The sequence below is a fragment of the Enterobacter cloacae complex sp. SHL021 genome, from assembly GCF_049237765.1.
GTDB lineage: Bacteria > Pseudomonadota > Gammaproteobacteria > Enterobacterales > Enterobacteriaceae > Enterobacter > Enterobacter cloacae.
Genome location: NZ_JBMKJG010000007.1, coordinates 140,067 through 156,936 on the forward strand (window position 1 = coordinate 140,067; position 16,870 = coordinate 156,936).

Here is a 16,870-nt window from a genome sequence, read left to right on the forward strand (position 1 = left end):
ACGAGCCACGATTCGGGGTTTTACGAGGCGTTATCCAGAGAATGTTATCCGTTGCAGCGCGTTGCACGCCGACTGGATAACGCCTCGGGGAACAGAGTACAGACGAAAAAAAACCGGCGCGTAAATGCGCCGGTTATGTAACGATTTGCTGTATCAGATTGCGACAGGCGCTTTGATGCCCGGATGCGGGTCGTATCCCTCAATCTCGAAGTCGTCAAAGCGGTAATCGAAGATCGATTCCGGTTTACGTTTGATAATCAGCTTCGGCAGTGCACGCGGCTCACGGGTCAGCTGGAGATGCGTCTGTTCCATGTGGTTGCTGTACAGGTGCGTATCCCCACCGGTCCAGACAAAATCGCCCACTTCCAGATCGCACTGCTGGGCCATCATATGTACTAACAGCGCATAGCTGGCGATGTTAAACGGCAGGCCGAGGAAGACATCGCAAGAGCGCTGGTAAAGCTGGCAGGAGAGCTTGCCATCAGCCACATAGAACTGGAAGAACGCATGGCACGGTGCCAGCGCCATTTTATCCAGCTCACCCACGTTCCAGGCAGAAACGATAATACGGCGCGAGTCCGGGTCGTTTTTCAGCTGGTTCATCACGGTGGTGATCTGGTCAATATGGCGGCCATCAGGCGTTGGCCACGCACGCCACTGCTTGCCGTACACCGGGCCCAGATTGCCGTTTTCATCTGCCCATTCATCCCAGATGGAGACGTTGTTTTCGTGCAGATAGGCAACGTTGGTATCGCCTTGCAGGAACCAGAGCAGTTCATGAATGATCGAGCGCAGGTGGCAGCGCTTTGTCGTCACCAGGGGGAAGCCTTCTTGCAGGTTGAAGCGCATCTGGTGGCCAAAAATGGAGAGCGTGCCGGTTCCGGTACGGTCATTTTTCGGCGTGCCCTCGTCGAGCACTTTTTTCATCAATTCAAGATACTGTTTCATGGTTCCTCAGGAAAGTTGTTGCTGTGGACGACGACGATACGCCCAAATCATCATAATGGCACCCGCCACGATCATCGGAATGGAGAGGATTTGCCCCATGCTGATGTACTGTACCCACTCGCCGGTGAACTGCGCATCCGGCTGGCGGAAGAACTCAACGATGATACGGAACGCACCGTAGCCAATCAGGAACAGGCCGGAGACAGCCCCCATCGGGCGCGGTTTGCGGATAAACAGATTCAGGATGATAAACAGCACCACGCCTTCCAGCGCCAGCTCATAGAGCTGAGACATGTGACGCGGCAGAACGCCGTACGTATCAAAAATGGATTGCCATTCAGGATGAGACGGCAGCAGCGCCAGGTCTTCTGCGCGCGAGCCCGGGAACAGCATAGTAAAGGAAACGCTCGGGTCGACACGTCCCCACAGCTCGCCGTTAATGAAGTTGCCCAGACGACCAGCCCCCAGACCAAACGGAATCAATGGCGCGATAAAATCCGATACCTGGAAGAAGTTGCGTTTGGTGCGTTTGGCAAAAATCACCATCACCAGAATCACACCAATCAGGCCGCCATGGAAGGACATCCCCCCGTCCCAGACGCGGAACAGATAGAGCGGATCGTTGAGGAATACCGGGAGGTTATAGAACAGGACATAGCCAATACGCCCACCAAGGAACACACCGAGGAAGCCCGCGTAAAGCAGGTTTTCGACTTCGTTTTTGGTCCAGCCGCTGCCAGGACGACTGGCGCGACGGCCAGCAAGCCACATAGCAAAAATGAAGCCCACCAGGTACATCAGACCGTACCAGTGAAGCGAAACGGGTCCTACTGAGAAAATGACCGGATCAAATTCCGGAAAATGCAGATAACCACTGTTCATCTGTCACCACAAGATGTTGTTATTCCGCTGAAAGTGGACAGCGGTAAAGATGCGCCCCGGCAGTCAGCAGAGGCTCCAAAGTTGCGAATCATAGCACAAGGCGAACGCGGAGGATGCGCCAGAGATGTAAAAGATGTGTATAGAGGATGATATGGGATGTTGCCCTCTCCCACGGGGCAGAGGGATCCCCACAGAAAAATTACGCACGGACAGTTCCCTCTCCTCCTGGGAGAGGGCTGGGGTGAGGGGGAACATACAGCTCTGGTGGTCATTCTGAGAGCAGCGTTATTGCTTCTGTTTATGAATCATTGTGGATCCCTCAGCCTACAGGTAGAGAGATAAAAACTTCAGCGGCCACCGCGGATCAGGCCGCCCATGCCGCGTCGCTCCATAAACGCGGCGACCTGATGACGCACTTCTGTTGCCAGCTGCGCTTCAAGACTGCGCTCGGCCAGCTCGCGGGCATCCTCGATGTCAATATGGCGCAGCAGGTACTTCACACGTGCGACAGCGCGGCCGTTCATCGACAGATGGCGATACCCCAGGCCGATGAGGATCGCAACGCACATTGAATCCCCGGCCATTTCGCCACACAGCCGCAAATCGATACCGTATTGTTCCGCTTCACGGGCAATCATCGCCAGCGCCCGAATGATAGCCGGATGCAGGCTGTCATAAATACTGGCAACACGCGTGTTGTTACGATCGACGGCCAGAATATACTGCGTCAGATCGTTGGTCCCGACAGAGATAAAATCCACCCGGTTCGCCAGCTGCGGCAGCATGAAGACCATGGAAGGCACTTCGAGCATCACCCCGATCCGCGGTTTGGGGATCGCGTAACCGATCATCTCTTCTACTTCACGGCCTGCACGTTCGATCAACCGTCGCGCTTCGTCGATCTCATCAATGCTGGTGACCATAGGCAGTAAGATGCTGAGGTTCCCGGTCGCCGCATTCGCGCGCAGCATGGCGCGCACCTGGATCAGGAAGATCTCAGGCTGATCCAGCGTAATGCGGATCCCACGCCAGCCCAGGCACGGGTTTTCTTCACTGATTGGCATATACGGCAGCTGTTTATCCGCCCCAACGTCCAGGGTACGCAGGGTAACCGGCTTGTCGTTAAACATCTGCAACATGCCCTGATACTGTGCGACCTGCTCCTCTTCTGAGGGAAAGCCGCTTTGCAGCATGAACGGGATTTCAGTGCGATATAAGCCGATGCCATCAATGCGGCTGCCGAGCTTCTCTTCATGCTCGGGGCTTAACCCTGCGTTGAGCATAACTTTGATGCGCTCGCCGCTTTTGAGCTGTGCAGGCAGGTCGACGTCATCTTCCGCCAGCTTGCTTAATTCATTCTCTTCACTGATAAGGCGCTGGTATTCCTGGAGCAGGACCGGCTCAGGATCGACCAGGAGCTCACCGCGATAGCCATCCACCACCAGCGTGCGTCGGTGCAGCACCGAGGGCTGAATATCGGCCCCCATAACGGTGGGGATACCCAGGGCACGAACCATAATAGCCGCATGGGAGTTAGCTGCGCCATCGCGCACCACCACACCTGCCAGCCTGTCCTGCGGCAGCTCCGCCAGCGTGGTCGCGGACAGTTCATCGGCAACCAGCACAAAGCGTTTTGGCCAGGCATTCGGCCCCTGGATCGTGTCATCAAGGTGGAACAGCAGACGCTGACCGAGTGTACGTAAATCTCCCGCACGCTCTTTCAGGTAACCGTCTGTCAGTGCGGCAAATTGCTCTGCAAATTTTTCGATGACCTTTTTAACGGCCCATTCCGCTACGGCACCTTTATCAACCTCGGCAAAAAGCTCACGGCGCAGACGCGCATCGGAGAGCAAATGCGAATAGAGGTCAAAAATGGCCGCCGTCTCTTTTTGCGCCCCGGCGGCAAAGCGTTTGCTGTAACGCCGAAATTCGTTGGCCGCCTCTTCCAGCGCCGCGGTGAGGCGCTCGCGCTCAAGTGCTTCATCCAGCGTTGAGGCTTCGTACACCTGTTCCATCAGCGGCAGGGTGGCGTCCATCCAGCCTTCAGCAATCGCCACGCCAGGCGAGGCCGGCAGCGCACGAATACGTGTGTGACGGTACTGCCCAAACAGGGCGGCAAGCTGAGACTGAGAGAGGATCGCAGCCATCTGCGTGGCTAGCGTCACGAGGAAAGACTCTTCGCTTTCGTCATACTGACGCAGTTCGCGCTGCTGAACGACCAGTACGCCAAGCAGTTGACGACGCTGGATGATCGGTACGCCCAGGAAGGCGCGGAAACGCTCTTCTTTTACGGAGGGAATGTATTTAAAGCTGGGGTGCTTTTGCGCGTCGGCAAGGTTGATGGGTTCAGCCAGTCGCCCCACCAGGCCTACGATACCTTCATCAAAGGCGAGCGTAACGGTACGACCGCGTGGTTTTTTTAAACCACGGGTCGCCATCAGGTAGTAGCAACGTCGGTCATGATCGGCCAGATACACCGAACAGACTTCAGTTTCCATCGCAAGACAGATGTCAGTGACCAGAATATTCAGCGCCTCGTTCAGACGAGGCGCACTTGCCACTTTCTCGACTATTTCTCGCAAGCGGGTGAGCATGATTTGCGTAGCTTAACCTCTTTTACGTCGCCAGGCAGGTGCGCTCTGCGGCTTAGGCGGGATCTCCTGAAGCTGCATGACAACACTTGCGAACTCTTTCATCACCCTACGGTAAACATCGCGTTTAAATGACACGACCTGACGAACAGGATACCAGTAACTCACCCAGCGCCAGCCATCAAACTCCGGCGTACTGCTGGTTTGCATATTGATATCTGAATCGTTGCCCACCAATTGCAACAGAAACCACTTCTGTTTCTGGCCGATACAAACCGGCTTTGTGTCCCAACGCACCAAACGTTTCGGTAACTTGTAACGCAACCAGTTGCGGGTCGAAGCCAGGATGCGAACATCTTTTCGGCTTAAACCGACCTCTTCAAACAGCTCCCGGTACATCGCTTGTTCTGGGGACTCCCCTGGGTTGATCCCGCCTTGCGGAAACTGCCAGGAGTGCTGACCATATCGCCGGGCCCACATCACCTGGCCCTGACGATTACAAATTACTATTCCTACGTTCGGGCGGTAGCCATCGTCATCAATCACCGGACTACCCCAAACTAAATCTGATATATGAATGATTGTTTCACACTACAGGGAGGCGGTAAACCACTCTCTTACAGGCCTGCAACCTAATAACATTTGAATAACTCACAAATATGCGCAGAGTTATAAACAGATAAGCGGCAACAAGGGCAATTTTATTCACCTTTTCTGTGGATATAGTTGTGAAGAAGTGTGGAATTACCGATGAACAACCTGAAGAGCCCTTCGCTACACCGTGTCACCCGCTGAAAACATTCCTATAATATTCATTTAATTAGCTCTGTTTTTAGCGCCCCAGGAAGGAATTACGTGACGATCATCACACCTATGATCGTTATGCTGATGAAAGATCGAACAGCGTCGGTTTTATCCACAGATTGTGCCAATAAGTTAGGCACAATTTGTGTGAAAATTCGATTTTCGTCGCACGTCAAGGCTGTAAATTGAAACAGTAGTCAGGGTTATTCCCAGTTATCCCACTTTTCTGTGGATAACATGGTGTAAGATCCTGTTTATTGTCAGTGACCAGAATTGAACAACCCGTTTTTCGTTTCATAAAGAACGGTCTGGCATGACTAAAAAAACCTAAAAATCATGCACATGGCATATTCGTACAGAAAAAGTTAAACTCTATCCACAGGGGATAGTTTCTTAGTTTATTTTTTAATCAAAAGGTTGCCGTCATGCTTGCGCTTTCACCCATGCTTTCTCCGCCAACAAGCGAAGCCCAGTTGCTTGGGCAGGCGCAACGTCTGGCGGGCTTTTCGCTTGGCGAACTCGCAGCGATGGCAGGGTTGCCGATCCCAAAGGATCTGAAACGGGATAAGGGCTGGATCGGCATGTTGCTTGAACTGTGGCTGGGGGCAAGTGCGGGGAGTAAACCCGAGCAGGATTTTGCGGCTCTGGGCGTTGAGCTAAAAACCATTCCCATAGACCGTCTGGGAAAGCCCCTTGAAACCAGCTTTGTCTGCGTGGCGCCGTTAACCGGGAATACCGGCGTGACGTGGGAAACCAGCCATGTTCGCCATAAACTCAAGCGTGTGCTCTGGGTTCCGGTTGAGGGTGAACGCCAGATCCCGCTGGCTGAACGCCGGGTAGGCGCGCCGCTGCTCTGGAGTCCCGATGAAGATGAAGAGCGGCAGCTAAGGCTGGACTGGGAAGAGCTGATGGATATGATCGTCCTTGGACAGGTAGAGCGCATCACGGCCCGACACGGAGAAGTTTTACAGCTGCGTCCGAAAGCGGCCAACAGCAAAGCCCTCACCGAGGCTATTGGCGCCAAGGGCGAACCGATACTAACGTTGCCGCGCGGCTTTTATCTCAAAAAGAACTTCACAGGTGCGCTGCTGGCTCGCCATTTCTTACTGAAAACATAGTTTTTTACTCATTTTGCGAACTATCAAACATAATCGACGGGGATTTAAGATTTTCCCCCTTTCTCCTTTCGATATATCAGGTTAATACTACACTATGATTTGATACGAGCCAGGTGAGGACGATAACGATGAAAAAATGGGCAGTGTTGATTTCAGCAGTGGGTTTAGCGTTTGCGGTATCGGGCTGTAGCAGCGATTACGTTATGGCGACGAAAGATGGCCGGATGATCCTGACCGACGGTAAACCTGAAGTCGACGATGATACTGGCCTGGTCAGCTACCATGACCAGCAGGGTAATAAAATGCAGATCAATCGCGACGAAGTTTCGCAGATTATCGAGCGATAAACAGATAAAGGTCAGTGGCTTGCTGGCCTTTTTGATTTTTTTCTTCCCCTTTTGCTTCCCCTCTGCCATGTTTATATTCCTTTGTCGGGAGGTTCCTGACGTGGTCTGTATTTCTAATGAAGGAAGCCGGCTATGCATTATCACCGTATCCCCCACAGCGCTCTGGAAATAAGCCAACTGGGGTTGGGCACGATGACATTTGGTGAACAAAACAGCGAAGCCGATGCCCATGCACAACTCGATTATGCCGTCAGCCAGGGCATTAACCTGATTGATGTTGCTGAGATGTACCCTGTACCGCCTCGTCCGGAAACGCAGGGGCTTACCGAAACCTACGTCGGCAACTGGCTCGCCAAACGCGGGAATCGCGAAAAGCTGGTTGTTGCGTCAAAAGTCAGCGGCCCCGCACGCAACAACGATGCCGGGATCCGTCCAAACCAGATCCTCGATCGCAAAAATATCCGCGCCGCGCTGGATGCCAGCCTGAAGCGCCTGCAAACCGACTATCTCGATCTCTATCAGGTTCACTGGCCGCAGCGCCCCACCAACTGCTTTGGAAAGCTGGGCTATAGCTGGAATGAGAGCGCCCCGGCCGTTACGCTACTGGAAACGCTGGAAGCCCTGGCCGAATGCCAGCGAGCGGGAAAAATCCGCTACATCGGTGTCTCTAACGAAACGGCCTTTGGCGTGATGCGCTATCTGCACCTGGCGGACAAACATGACCTGCCCCGCATCGTCACCATCCAGAACCCATACAGCCTGCTCAACCGCAGCTATGAAGTGGGTCTGGCCGAAGTGACGCAATACGAAGAGGTGGAATTGCTCGCCTATTCATGTCTGGGCTTTGGTACGTTGACAGGGAAATACCTGAACGGCGCGAAACCTGCCGGAGCGCGTAACACCTTGTTCAGCCGCTTTACCCGCTACAGCGGTGAGCAGACACAAAAAGCCGTGGCGGCCTATGTGGATATCGCGAAACGTCACGGTCTTGATCCAGCTCAGATGGCCCTGGCCTTCGTGCGTCGTCAGCCGTTTGTTGCCAGCACTCTGCTGGGCGCAACGACCATGGAACAGCTGAAAACGAACATCGAGAGTTTCCATCTGAATCTGAGCGAAGAGGTATTAGCAGAGATTGAAGCGGTGCATCAGGTATACACCTACCCGGCACCGTGATAAAAGCAAACGGCAACCTGGTTGCCGTTTTTAATGTTTGCGCCCTCTCCCGTAGGAGAAGGCCGTGGTGAGGGCGTCAGGCCGCTCTTATCAACGGCGACGCTGCCAGAGCCATAATCCGGTAATCGCCAGCGCAAACAGCGCACCGAATCCTACGCCAATCCCCACCACCGGCACACCGACTTTAACGGCCAGCGAATAGAGCCCCAGCATTAACAGCATCGCCAGGTTTTCACCGAGATTTTGCACTGCAATGGCATTCCCTGCGCCGACGGTCTGCTTGCCGCGTTCCTGCAACAGCGCATTGAGCGGCACAACGAAAAAGCCCCCCAGAATACCAATCAGGACAAGCAGCGCGTAGGCGGGTAGCAAGGCGTGCTGCAGCGAGAAGATAAGCACCACCACGCCAATCAGGATCCCCGCAGGCATGCAGCGTGCAACGGTCTCAAGCGTCACCAGCTTCGCCGCCGCGCCAGCCCCAACGACAATCCCAATCGCCACCATTGCGTTAAGATAAGTCGGTGTCGCATTGTCAGTAATCCCCAGCGCCACCGGCACCCACAGCACCAGCAGAAAACGCAGCGTGACGCCTGCGCCCCAGAACATGCTGGTGCCCATCAGGGAGAAGCGCGTTTCACCGTTACGCCATAGCACGCGGCAGGCGTTGAAGAAACTGCCTGTCATAGGCGTAAAGCGCCAGGATTGCCCCGGGCGAGCCACCGGCAATTTTGGAATAAACAGGTTGGCTACCACCGCCCCGCCATAAACTACTGCACACACGCTCAGCGCCGCCAGCACATGCCAGTCAGCCAGTACGCCCCCTGCGACAGAGCCGAGCAGGATCGCCGCAATGGTAGAGGACTCCATCAGCCCGTTGGCTTTCACCAGCTTATCGCCGGTCGTGAGTTCCCCCAGGATGCCATACTTCGCCGGGGAGTACGCCGCTGCGCCAATGCCCACCAGCGTGTAGCCGATAAACGGGTTAATACCAAAACAAATACTGGCGGCGCCCAGCAGTTTCAGGCCGTTCGCAAACATCATCACCCGGCCTTTCGGGAAGCTGTCCGCCACCTGTCCGACAAACGGAGCGAAAATAATGTAAGCACCCACAAACACCATCTGCAGGATGGGCTGGCTCCAGTCTGGATAAAACTCGGCCTTCAGCAATGCCAGGGTGGCAAACAGTAACGCATTGTCACCAAAGGCAGAGAGAAACTGGGCGGCAATGACCGCCATCATGCCCTTCGACCAGAGTGAAGTGTTAGTGTGTACTGACTCACGCATTTTGCTGTTCCGCCTCGTCAACCATACCCTTCAGGGTCACGAAATCAGGCTTCCCGCTGCCCAGCACCGGAAGCTGCTTCAGGTAACGAATATCGCGCGGTACCGCCAGCTCAGGAATGCCATGTTCACGCGCATGCTGTAGCAACCGGTCGCGTTTCAGTTCGCTGTCGGTGGTGAACAACACCAGTGCTTCGCCTTTGCTGGCATCGCTCTTCACAACCGTAGCATGCAGCTTGTCAGCGGATACCGCTGTCGCCAGTTGCTCAACCATCTCCAGCGAGACCATCTCACCCGCAATTTTGGCGAAGCGTTTTGCCCGGCCCTGGATCTGCACGAAGCCCTGTTCATCGAAACGGACAATATCTCCGGTGTCATACCAGCCCGTCTCACTCTCGCCATTGACGTTTTCCGCCGTCGGCACTTCCAGCACGCCCGGATTTTCCACGCGCAGATAACCGTTCATCACGTTTGGCCCCTTGAGTTGCAGACGGCCACCGTCCTCAATGCCAGGTACCGCCAGCAGACGCGCATCCATTCCCGGCAGAATACGGCCCACCGTCCCCGGCTTCGCCGCCATCGGCACGTTGATCGAGACCACCGGCGCGCATTCGGTAACGCCATAGCCTTCAAGAATGCGCAGACCAAACTTGTCCTGCCAAATCTGGCGCGTGCTCTCCTGCAGTTTTTCCGCCCCGGCCACCACATAGCGCACGCGGTAAAAGTCATACGGATTGGCAAAGCGCGCGTAATTACCGAGGAAGGTTGAGGTGCCAAACAGCACGGTGCAGTTACGGTCATACACCAGCTCCGGCACAATGCGATAATGGAGCGGGCTTGGGTAAAGGAACACTTCGGCACCGGTCAACAGCGGGGTAAAAAGCCCCACCGTCAGGCCAAAGGAGTGGAACAGCGGCAGCGCCGACATGAACCGGTCATTGGCGGTAAAGTCAGCAATACTTTTAATCTGCTCCACGTTTGCCAGAATGCTCTTGTGACTGTGAACCACCCCTTTCGGGTTTCCCTCTGAGCCAGAAGTAAAGAGGATAATGGCGTCATCTTCCGGCTGCTGTTTGACCTGGGCCAGACGCGGCATCAGCAGGTGAGCGAAAATCCACAGCTTGTCACCCGTCGTCACGTCCGCTTTCAGATCTTCCAGGAAGACCCAGCGTACCTGCGTCAGCTGCTCCGGCAGGTGCCACAGCTTGCCTTTGTCGAGGAACTGGCGCGAGGTGAAAACGGTATTGATTTGAGCCGCGGTGATGGCGCTGGTCAGCCCTTTTACGCCCGCCGTGTAGTTCATCATCGCCGGGATACGGCCCCGGGAAACCGCACCAAAAATCACCGCCGCGCTGATCCCGGCGTTAGGCAGCATCAGGCCAATCTTCTCGCCTTTCTGGCTGTATTTCTCAAGGATACGTCCCACGAACAGGGTTTTGGTCAGCAGCTTGCGATAGGTGTCCGGGGTGAAGTTAATGTCTTCAATGCAGTTTTTCTTCGCGCCATAGCGGTACTGCGCCGACAGCAGAGATTCATAGAGCGTTTCGCGCGGGCGGACGGCCATCCGCGCTTCCATCATGATCTGGTGCAGCATTTCACCGGCGATTTTACGGCGGTCGCGCGCACGCGGCGCGTCGGGCATCGGTAATGAGGTTGGCGGCAGAATATGCAGGGTAATTTTCGGGAACAGGCGCTGCTTCACTAACCCTTTCAGACGGCTGAAATGGGTGAGCTCCGCCCCTTCAATACGAAGTGGCACAACGGTCGCTTTTGACTTCGCCGCCACAAACCCTGCCCCGTCGTAGATTTTCATCAGCGAGCCGGTGACCGAGATCCGCCCTTCCGGGAAAATCACCACCGGACGTCCCTGCTCAACCAGACGTACCAGATGTTTAATCATCATCGGTTTTGTCGGGTCGAGCGGCACAAAATCAATCAGCGGGGTGAGCCAGCGCATGTACCACTGCTGACTAATAGAGGTATAGACCGCAAACACCGGGCGCACAGGCAGAAACAGCGCCAGCAGGATGCCGTCGATAAAGGAAACATGGTTTGGTGTGATAAGTACACGCTCGCCGCGGAGCGCCGTTGCATCGCCCGTTAAACGGACGCGAAAGAGGATACGGAACAGTGTGCGAAAGAACCCAAAAAGCATCTCAACTCCCTTTGCCAGCCAGTGTGAAGGGTTAGTAAATGGTGGCAGATTACACGAGAAGTGGTACAGGAGCGACAGCAAAAATAGAGGCGAAAAAAAACCTGCGCATCCGCGCAGGTTGGTGCAAGAGATGAGTACGAAACCGTACTAAGAAATCTCACCAATCAATACCTCTGGGATCTCAACTTTATCAATGTCGTCTTCTTTCCCGCTATCGGACAATCGCAACAGCCTGAGGCAAAGTGTAACTAAAGGTTCAGATTGACATTATTCCGACATGTCTGGCCGTGTAACGATTACACCGCCGGGGTTGTGCTGCGTCACGTTTGTGGAGAGGGAAAGTGCGCCCCCCTTGAATGCACGGCGCTTTTCCGCAACACTTATTGGCGTGTAAACGCTTACCCCCACTAAGAAGGTAATGAATGGCGACAATAAAGGATGTGGCCCGTCTGGCAGGTGTTTCCGTCGCGACCGTGTCGCGCGTGATCAACGACTCCCCAAAAGCCAGTGACGCATCACGCCAGGCGGTGCAAAACGCCATGGAATCTTTGAACTACCATCCTAATGCTAACGCCCGTGCGCTCGCTCAACAGTCAACCGAAACCATCGGGCTGGTTGTGGGTGATGTCTCTGACCCCTTTTTCGGCGCCATGGTGAAAGCGGTTGAGCAGGTTTCTTATCAGACCGGGAATTTTTTGCTGATCGGCAATGGCTATCACAATGAACAAAAAGAACGCCAGGCTATCGAGCAACTGATCCGCCACCGCTGCGCGGCGCTGGTTGTCCATGCCAAAATGATCCCCGACGCCGAACTCATTCATCTGATGAAGCAGATCCCCGGCATGGTGATCATCAACCGGATTATTCCCGGGTTTGAGAAACGCTGCGTGGCGCTCGACGACCGCTACGGTGCCTGGCTTGCCACCCGCCATCTGATTCAACAGGGTCACACCCGCATTGGTTATCTCTGCTCAAACCACCCCATTTCCGATGCCGAAGATCGCCTGCAGGGGTATTACGATGCCCTGCGCGAAAACGGTCTGCCGTGCAATGACCGGCTGGTGGCTTACGGTGAACCCGACGAGAGCGGCGGCGAGCAGGCAATGACAGAGCTGTTAGGACGTGGAAGGAACTTCACCGCAGTCGCCAGCTATAACGACTCGATGGCAGCCGGAGCTATGGGGGTGTTAAATGACAACGGGATTGAGGTGCCGGGAGAAATTTCCCTTATTGGCTTCGATGATGTGCTGGTCTCCCGCTACGTGCGCCCTCGCCTGACCACCGTCCGCTACCCCATTATCACCATGGCCACGCAGGCGGCCGAGCTGGCGTTAGCACTCGCCGAGCAGCGTCAGCCACCGGAAATCACCCACCTGTTTAGTCCAACGTTAGTGCGCCGTCACTCTGTTGGGGCACCCGCCGAAGCCCCGGACGAATAGCGATAGAGATGTACCGTTTTGTCCGGGTACTCCAGCGCATCGCCGATATACTGCCAGCCGTAATGTTCGTAGAAGTCACGGCAGGCAGACCAGAGATGCAACGTGTCATACCCGGCCTGTGCGGCATAGTGGATAACATGCTTTTGCAGCAGCCCCGCCAGCCCCTTGCCTCGCGCCGCATCATCCACATACAGGGCTGCCAGCCAGGGGCAAAGATCCTGTCGGGTGATCAGATCGCAGCGCCAGAGCCCCACGGTGCCTACAAGCTGTTCGTTCTCCAGGGCAATAAAGGTCAGCGGTAATGCGCCCGGCGTCTGGCTGTGCTCAACAATACTGTGGAAAAACGCCCGGGGCAGGCCGTCGCCAAAGGCCTGCCAGATCCAGTCGGTCACCTGCTCCGCATACTGCGGTGCGGCGTAGAGCGGCAGAATAGTCATACCAGCTTCCCCTGGAAAATAGGCACAGATTCAAAGAGATAGCCGTCAAAGTCCGGCGCGTCTTCGTCTGAGAGTTCAAGTAAGCTCTTTTTCACGTTTTCCAGATGCTGGAACATTGCCTGCCAGGCGCCCATGACGTCACGGCGGCGCAGCGCGGCCAGGATGGTTTGCCGGTCACCCAGCCATTTCAGGCGGTACGCGCGGCTGGCGATGTGGCCATTAAACTGCTGCCACAGCGGACTGCTGTCCATGTGATGCCAGATACTCTCCACCGTCGCCAGCAGCATCTGATTTTGCGTCGCGCCCGCCAGGACCAGATGGAACATCTTATTGTTGTCCTGACTATTATCGTCGGCGGCAATCGCGCGTTGCTCCTGCTCGATAATACGGCGCAGATTGTCGATGTCTGCACGGGTCGCCATTTTGGCGGCAAACGCGGCAATATTGCTTTCGAGGAGCTGACGGGCCTGTAAAATCTCAAACGGCCCCACGTCGCTATTGAGAAAACGCTCTTCTTCGTTTTCATGCTCTTCGGGGATGCGCATCACATAAACACCGGAGCCCTGGCGTATATCCACCGTGCCCTGCAACTCCAGCATCAGTAAGGCCTCACGCACGATGGTGCGGCTTACGCCGTACTTCTCGGCAATATTGCGCTCAGGAGGAAGGCGCGAACCAACGGGATAGTGCCCCTGGATAATCTGCGCCCGTAAATCCTCGCCAATTTCCTGGTACTGTTTCTTTTCCGGCAGGATGACAGCCTTATCCACGTTTTCACCTGTTTTTTCAATTAATGCGCAGACCGGGCGTCCTCCCGGCCAGTTTGTGCGCTATTTTACCAGAACCGGCATGCTTTTCGCCTACTTCCATTCATCATCAACCTGAAGCGTGAGCCTCCGCGTATCGCGTAGCTGCCGGAACCAGGAGGCTGATTTTTTTGCACGTCTGGCACGCTGGTTATCCAGATCGATCTCAATCAACCCGTAGCGGTTTTTAAACTCGTTCATCGGCGAGACGTTGTCGGTAAATGCCCACAGCATATAGCCATGGCAGTTCGCCCCCTCCTCCCGCGCCAGCAGCGTGTAGTAGAGGTGTTCGCTGATGAAATCGATGCGGTAAGTGTCGTCGATAATCCCATCGCGATTGCGAAATTGCGCTTCGTTTTCCACTCCCATTCCGCTTTCCGCCACGAACCAGTCGATATTGCGATAGTCTTTTTTAATCCGCATCGCCATGTCGTAAATAATGCGCGGGTAGATCTCCCAGCCGCGGGAGTGGTTCATGCGCCGCCCCGGCAGTTCAAACGGCTCGTAGTAGTATGCCGGGTGGAATGGCGTGTCCGGATGCCAGGCGCGGGAAGGTGCCTTCACACGGTGCGGGTAGTAGAGGTTAATCCCCAGTTCGTCGACGGTGTTATCCGCAATCAGCGCCAGTTCGTCCGCGGTGTACTCCCACTCAACCTGATGCTGCTCCAGCAGGGTAAAAAGCTCTGCGGGATAGCGCCCGTGGACCAGCGGGTCGAGGAAGACGCGGTTGTAGAACAGATCGTACATCTCAGCGGCCCGCAGGTCATGCGGTGCGCGGGAACGGGGATAGGTCACCTCCGGGTTGAGAATACAGCCCACAGAACCGCGATAGCCTTTCTCGCGAAATAGCTTCACTACCTTTGCCGTCGCCAGCACCTTATGGTGATTCCACTGCATCCACGTGCCGGTGTTCTGCTCATACGGCCAACGCAGCGCGTCCAGATAGACGCGGGTCTGGACGACAATCGGCTCGTTGAAGGTAAACCAGCGGGTCACTTTACCGTGGTAGCGTGCAAAGACCTTTTCCGCATAGCGGACAAACAGCTCAACCACATGCTTTGACGCCCAGCCGCCGTAGGTATCCAGCAGCACGCCCGGCAGTTCGTAATGTTCGAGGCAGATCATCGGCTCAATGCCCTGACGGTGCATCTCATCGAACAGCGCGTCGTAGTAGGCAGCGTACTCTTCATCCACCGTCGCGTTTTCGTAGTCGGTTAAAAAGCGTGACCAGTTGATCGAGGTGCGGTAGTGCGTCAGCCCCGCCAGCTTCATCAGGGCCACATCCTCGCGAAAACGGTTGATAAAATCGGTCGCCACCGCCGGGCCATAGCCGTTGTGCCAGACGTGACGGTCATTCTTGTACCAGAGATCGATCCATGAATCCTGCCCCGGCTTTTTACCGCTCCAGCCTTCGGTCTGCCAGGCCGATGCGGCCGCGCCGAGAATAAAATCCTGCGGTATGGCTATCTGTTTTGTGCTCATCGCATCCTCACGGGTTGTCAGTGGCCTGCTGCAGCGCGGCCTGCTCTGCGCGGCGTGAAGCGATTTTCACAAACGGCAGATAGATAATCACCGCCGTCACAATGCAGATGAGCTGGGTGATCACCGCCCCCATCGAACCTGCCGTAGAGAGCCAGGCGTTGATCAGCGGCGGCGTCGTCCACGGCACCATCACCACCGCTTTACCGGCAAACCCAGTCACGGTGGCGAAGTAGCCGATGGAGCCCGTCACCAGTGGAGTGATAATGAAGGGAATGGCGAGGATCGGGTTAAGCATGATTGGCATACCGAAGATCACCGGCTCGTTGATATTAAAAATCCCCGGGCCGATGGAAAGCTTGGCGATCTCTTTCATCTCCTTGCGTTTGGTGGCAATCATCACCGCGATCAGCAGGCCGATAGTCAGGCCCGAACCGCCGATGCTCATATATACATCCCAGAACGGCATGGTGATGATGTTCGGCACCTCTTTACCCTGCTCAAACGCGCTCATGTTGACGGTGATCGCCCCCAGCAGCAGCGGCTCGCGGATCGGCTTGATCATCTGGTTGCCGTGGATACCAATCACCCAGAAAAGCTGTGCAACGAACATCAGCAGCAGGATCCCAGGCAGACTTTGCACCACCCGCTCCAGCGGCTGTTGCACCACCTGATACACCGCGTCGTAGAGATACATCCCGGTGATCTGATGAAACACAAACCCCAGCGTGGCAATGGCAGTGGTGGTAATAATCGCCGGGATCAGCGCGGAGAACGACGCGGCCACGTTAGGCGGCACGGTGTCCGGCATTCGGATCTTCAGCCCCGGGCGGTTCTCCAGCCAGCAGTAGATTTCAACGGACAGAATGGCGATAAACATGCCGAGGAACAGGCTGCGGGTATCTGAGAACTGGCGCAGCAGCACATCTTTCACCACGTGCATTTCGCCATCCACCAGCATCTCCACGGTGGTGGGCGTCACGCAAATAAAGCAGATCACCGCCAGCAGCCCCGGGAAAAGGGATTTGATACCGTTGATGCGCCCCAGCTCAATGCCAATCAGGAATACCGCACCAATGTTAAGGAAGTTCAGCGTGGCGTAATTCAGCGCGCTGGTGATCGGCTTTAGCGCGGCGAGGAACGACAGCGACGAGAAGCTCGCCAGGCCGTTTTTCGGATCCAGCACCATATTGGAGATCAGCACAGAGAACGCCCCAACGATGATGACCGGCATTAAGGTAATGAAGGCTGACTTGATCGCCATGATATAGCGATAACTGTTGAATTTAGTGGCGAAACTGCCCAGAGCGTCGATCAGTTTTTCCTGCAATGCCATAGGGTATTACCTCAGTAAAAGGGCTTTTATTGAATAAGGTGTACAGCCGGATACTATTGGCATACCAAAAATAG

General features: G+C 55.4%; 14 protein-coding genes and 1 pseudogene. 5 read left to right on the forward strand and 10 right to left on the reverse strand.

Translation table 11 applies throughout. The features are described from left to right. Positions 1-153 precede the first annotated feature (153 nt). The 4 genes from thyA to rppH all read right to left on the reverse strand — a co-directional run bounded on the left by thyA (position 154) and on the right by rppH (position 4,967). Positions 154-948 carry a thymidylate synthase gene (gene thyA / locus ACOTZF_RS09180; RefSeq protein WP_013098550.1) on the reverse strand — a complete coding sequence of 265 codons (795 nt, stop codon included), beginning with the start codon at positions 946-948 and terminating at the stop codon, positions 154-156. Between the two features lie 6 nt (positions 949-954). Continuing rightward, positions 955-1,830, reverse strand: a complete 876-nt coding sequence (gene lgt / locus ACOTZF_RS09185) for a prolipoprotein diacylglyceryl transferase (protein WP_013098551.1) — start codon at positions 1,828-1,830, stop codon at positions 955-957. Between the two features lie 347 nt (positions 1,831-2,177). Then, positions 2,178-4,424, reverse strand: coding sequence for a phosphoenolpyruvate--protein phosphotransferase (gene ptsP, locus ACOTZF_RS09190; RefSeq protein WP_020689338.1), 2,247 nt, complete (start codon positions 4,422-4,424; stop codon positions 2,178-2,180). A gap of 12 nt (positions 4,425-4,436) precedes the next feature. Next, the gene (gene rppH / locus ACOTZF_RS09195; RefSeq protein ID WP_013098553.1) at positions 4,437-4,967 is read right to left on the reverse strand and encodes an RNA pyrophosphohydrolase; all 531 of its coding nucleotides are present in this window, start codon (positions 4,965-4,967) and stop codon (positions 4,437-4,439) included. 442 nt (positions 4,968-5,409) lie between these two features. On the opposite strand from rppH, the pseudogene ACOTZF_RS09200 reads away from it, so the two are divergent. The 4 genes and pseudogenes from ACOTZF_RS09200 to ACOTZF_RS09215 form a co-directional block, all read left to right on the forward strand. Next, positions 5,410-5,496: pseudogene (locus ACOTZF_RS09200) on the forward strand (hypothetical protein); the annotation flags it as partial. Between the two features lie 154 nt (positions 5,497-5,650). Then, a complete protein-coding gene (gene mutH / locus ACOTZF_RS09205; RefSeq protein WP_129318051.1) occupies positions 5,651-6,343 on the forward strand; it encodes a DNA mismatch repair endonuclease MutH in 693 nt (230 codons plus the stop codon). 128 nt (positions 6,344-6,471) lie between these two features. Next, positions 6,472-6,690, forward strand: a complete 219-nt coding sequence (locus tag ACOTZF_RS09210; protein ID WP_013098555.1) for a YgdI/YgdR family lipoprotein — start codon at positions 6,472-6,474, stop codon at positions 6,688-6,690. Between the two features lie 132 nt (positions 6,691-6,822). Next, on the forward strand, positions 6,823-7,863 hold the full coding sequence (locus ACOTZF_RS09215; protein ID WP_013098556.1) for an NADP(H)-dependent aldo-keto reductase: 1,041 nt from the start codon (positions 6,823-6,825) through the stop codon (positions 7,861-7,863). Between the two features lie 90 nt (positions 7,864-7,953). Here ACOTZF_RS09215 and lplT read toward each other — a convergent pair whose 3' ends face one another. Continuing rightward, the gene (gene lplT / locus ACOTZF_RS09220; RefSeq protein WP_023620430.1) at positions 7,954-9,147 is read right to left on the reverse strand and encodes a lysophospholipid transporter LplT; all 1,194 of its coding nucleotides are present in this window, start codon (positions 9,145-9,147) and stop codon (positions 7,954-7,956) included. Beyond that, positions 9,140-11,299, reverse strand: a complete 2,160-nt coding sequence (aas, locus tag ACOTZF_RS09225; RefSeq protein ID WP_038420521.1) for a bifunctional acyl-ACP--phospholipid O-acyltransferase/long-chain-fatty-acid--ACP ligase — start codon at positions 11,297-11,299, stop codon at positions 9,140-9,142. Before aas ends, lplT begins: the two co-directional genes overlap by 8 nt. Before the next feature lie 422 nt (positions 11,300-11,721). Between aas and galR the strand changes: the two genes are divergently transcribed. Continuing rightward, entirely contained in the window at positions 11,722-12,738 is a 1,017-nt protein-coding gene (galR, locus tag ACOTZF_RS09230; RefSeq protein WP_013098559.1) for an HTH-type transcriptional regulator GalR, read from the forward strand. On the opposite strand, the gene ACOTZF_RS09235 is transcribed toward galR, so the two are convergent. The 4 genes from ACOTZF_RS09235 to ACOTZF_RS09250 form a co-directional block, all read right to left on the reverse strand. Continuing rightward, a complete protein-coding gene (locus ACOTZF_RS09235; protein ID WP_038983862.1) occupies positions 12,699-13,175 on the reverse strand; it encodes a GNAT family N-acetyltransferase in 477 nt (158 codons plus the stop codon). The genes galR and ACOTZF_RS09235 overlap by 40 nt on opposite strands. Then, on the reverse strand, positions 13,172-13,945 hold the full coding sequence (locus ACOTZF_RS09240; protein ID WP_013098561.1) for a GntR family transcriptional regulator: 774 nt from the start codon (positions 13,943-13,945) through the stop codon (positions 13,172-13,174). The genes ACOTZF_RS09235 and ACOTZF_RS09240 overlap by 4 nt, the downstream gene beginning before the upstream one ends. Before the next feature lie 90 nt (positions 13,946-14,035). Continuing rightward, the gene (locus tag ACOTZF_RS09245; RefSeq protein WP_129318052.1) at positions 14,036-15,463 is read right to left on the reverse strand and encodes a glycoside hydrolase family 1 protein; all 1,428 of its coding nucleotides are present in this window, start codon (positions 15,461-15,463) and stop codon (positions 14,036-14,038) included. 7 nt (positions 15,464-15,470) lie between these two features. After that, positions 15,471-16,796, reverse strand: coding sequence for a PTS sugar transporter subunit IIC (locus tag ACOTZF_RS09250; RefSeq protein WP_013098563.1), 1,326 nt, complete (start codon positions 16,794-16,796; stop codon positions 15,471-15,473). Between the last annotated feature and the right edge of the window lie 74 nt (positions 16,797-16,870).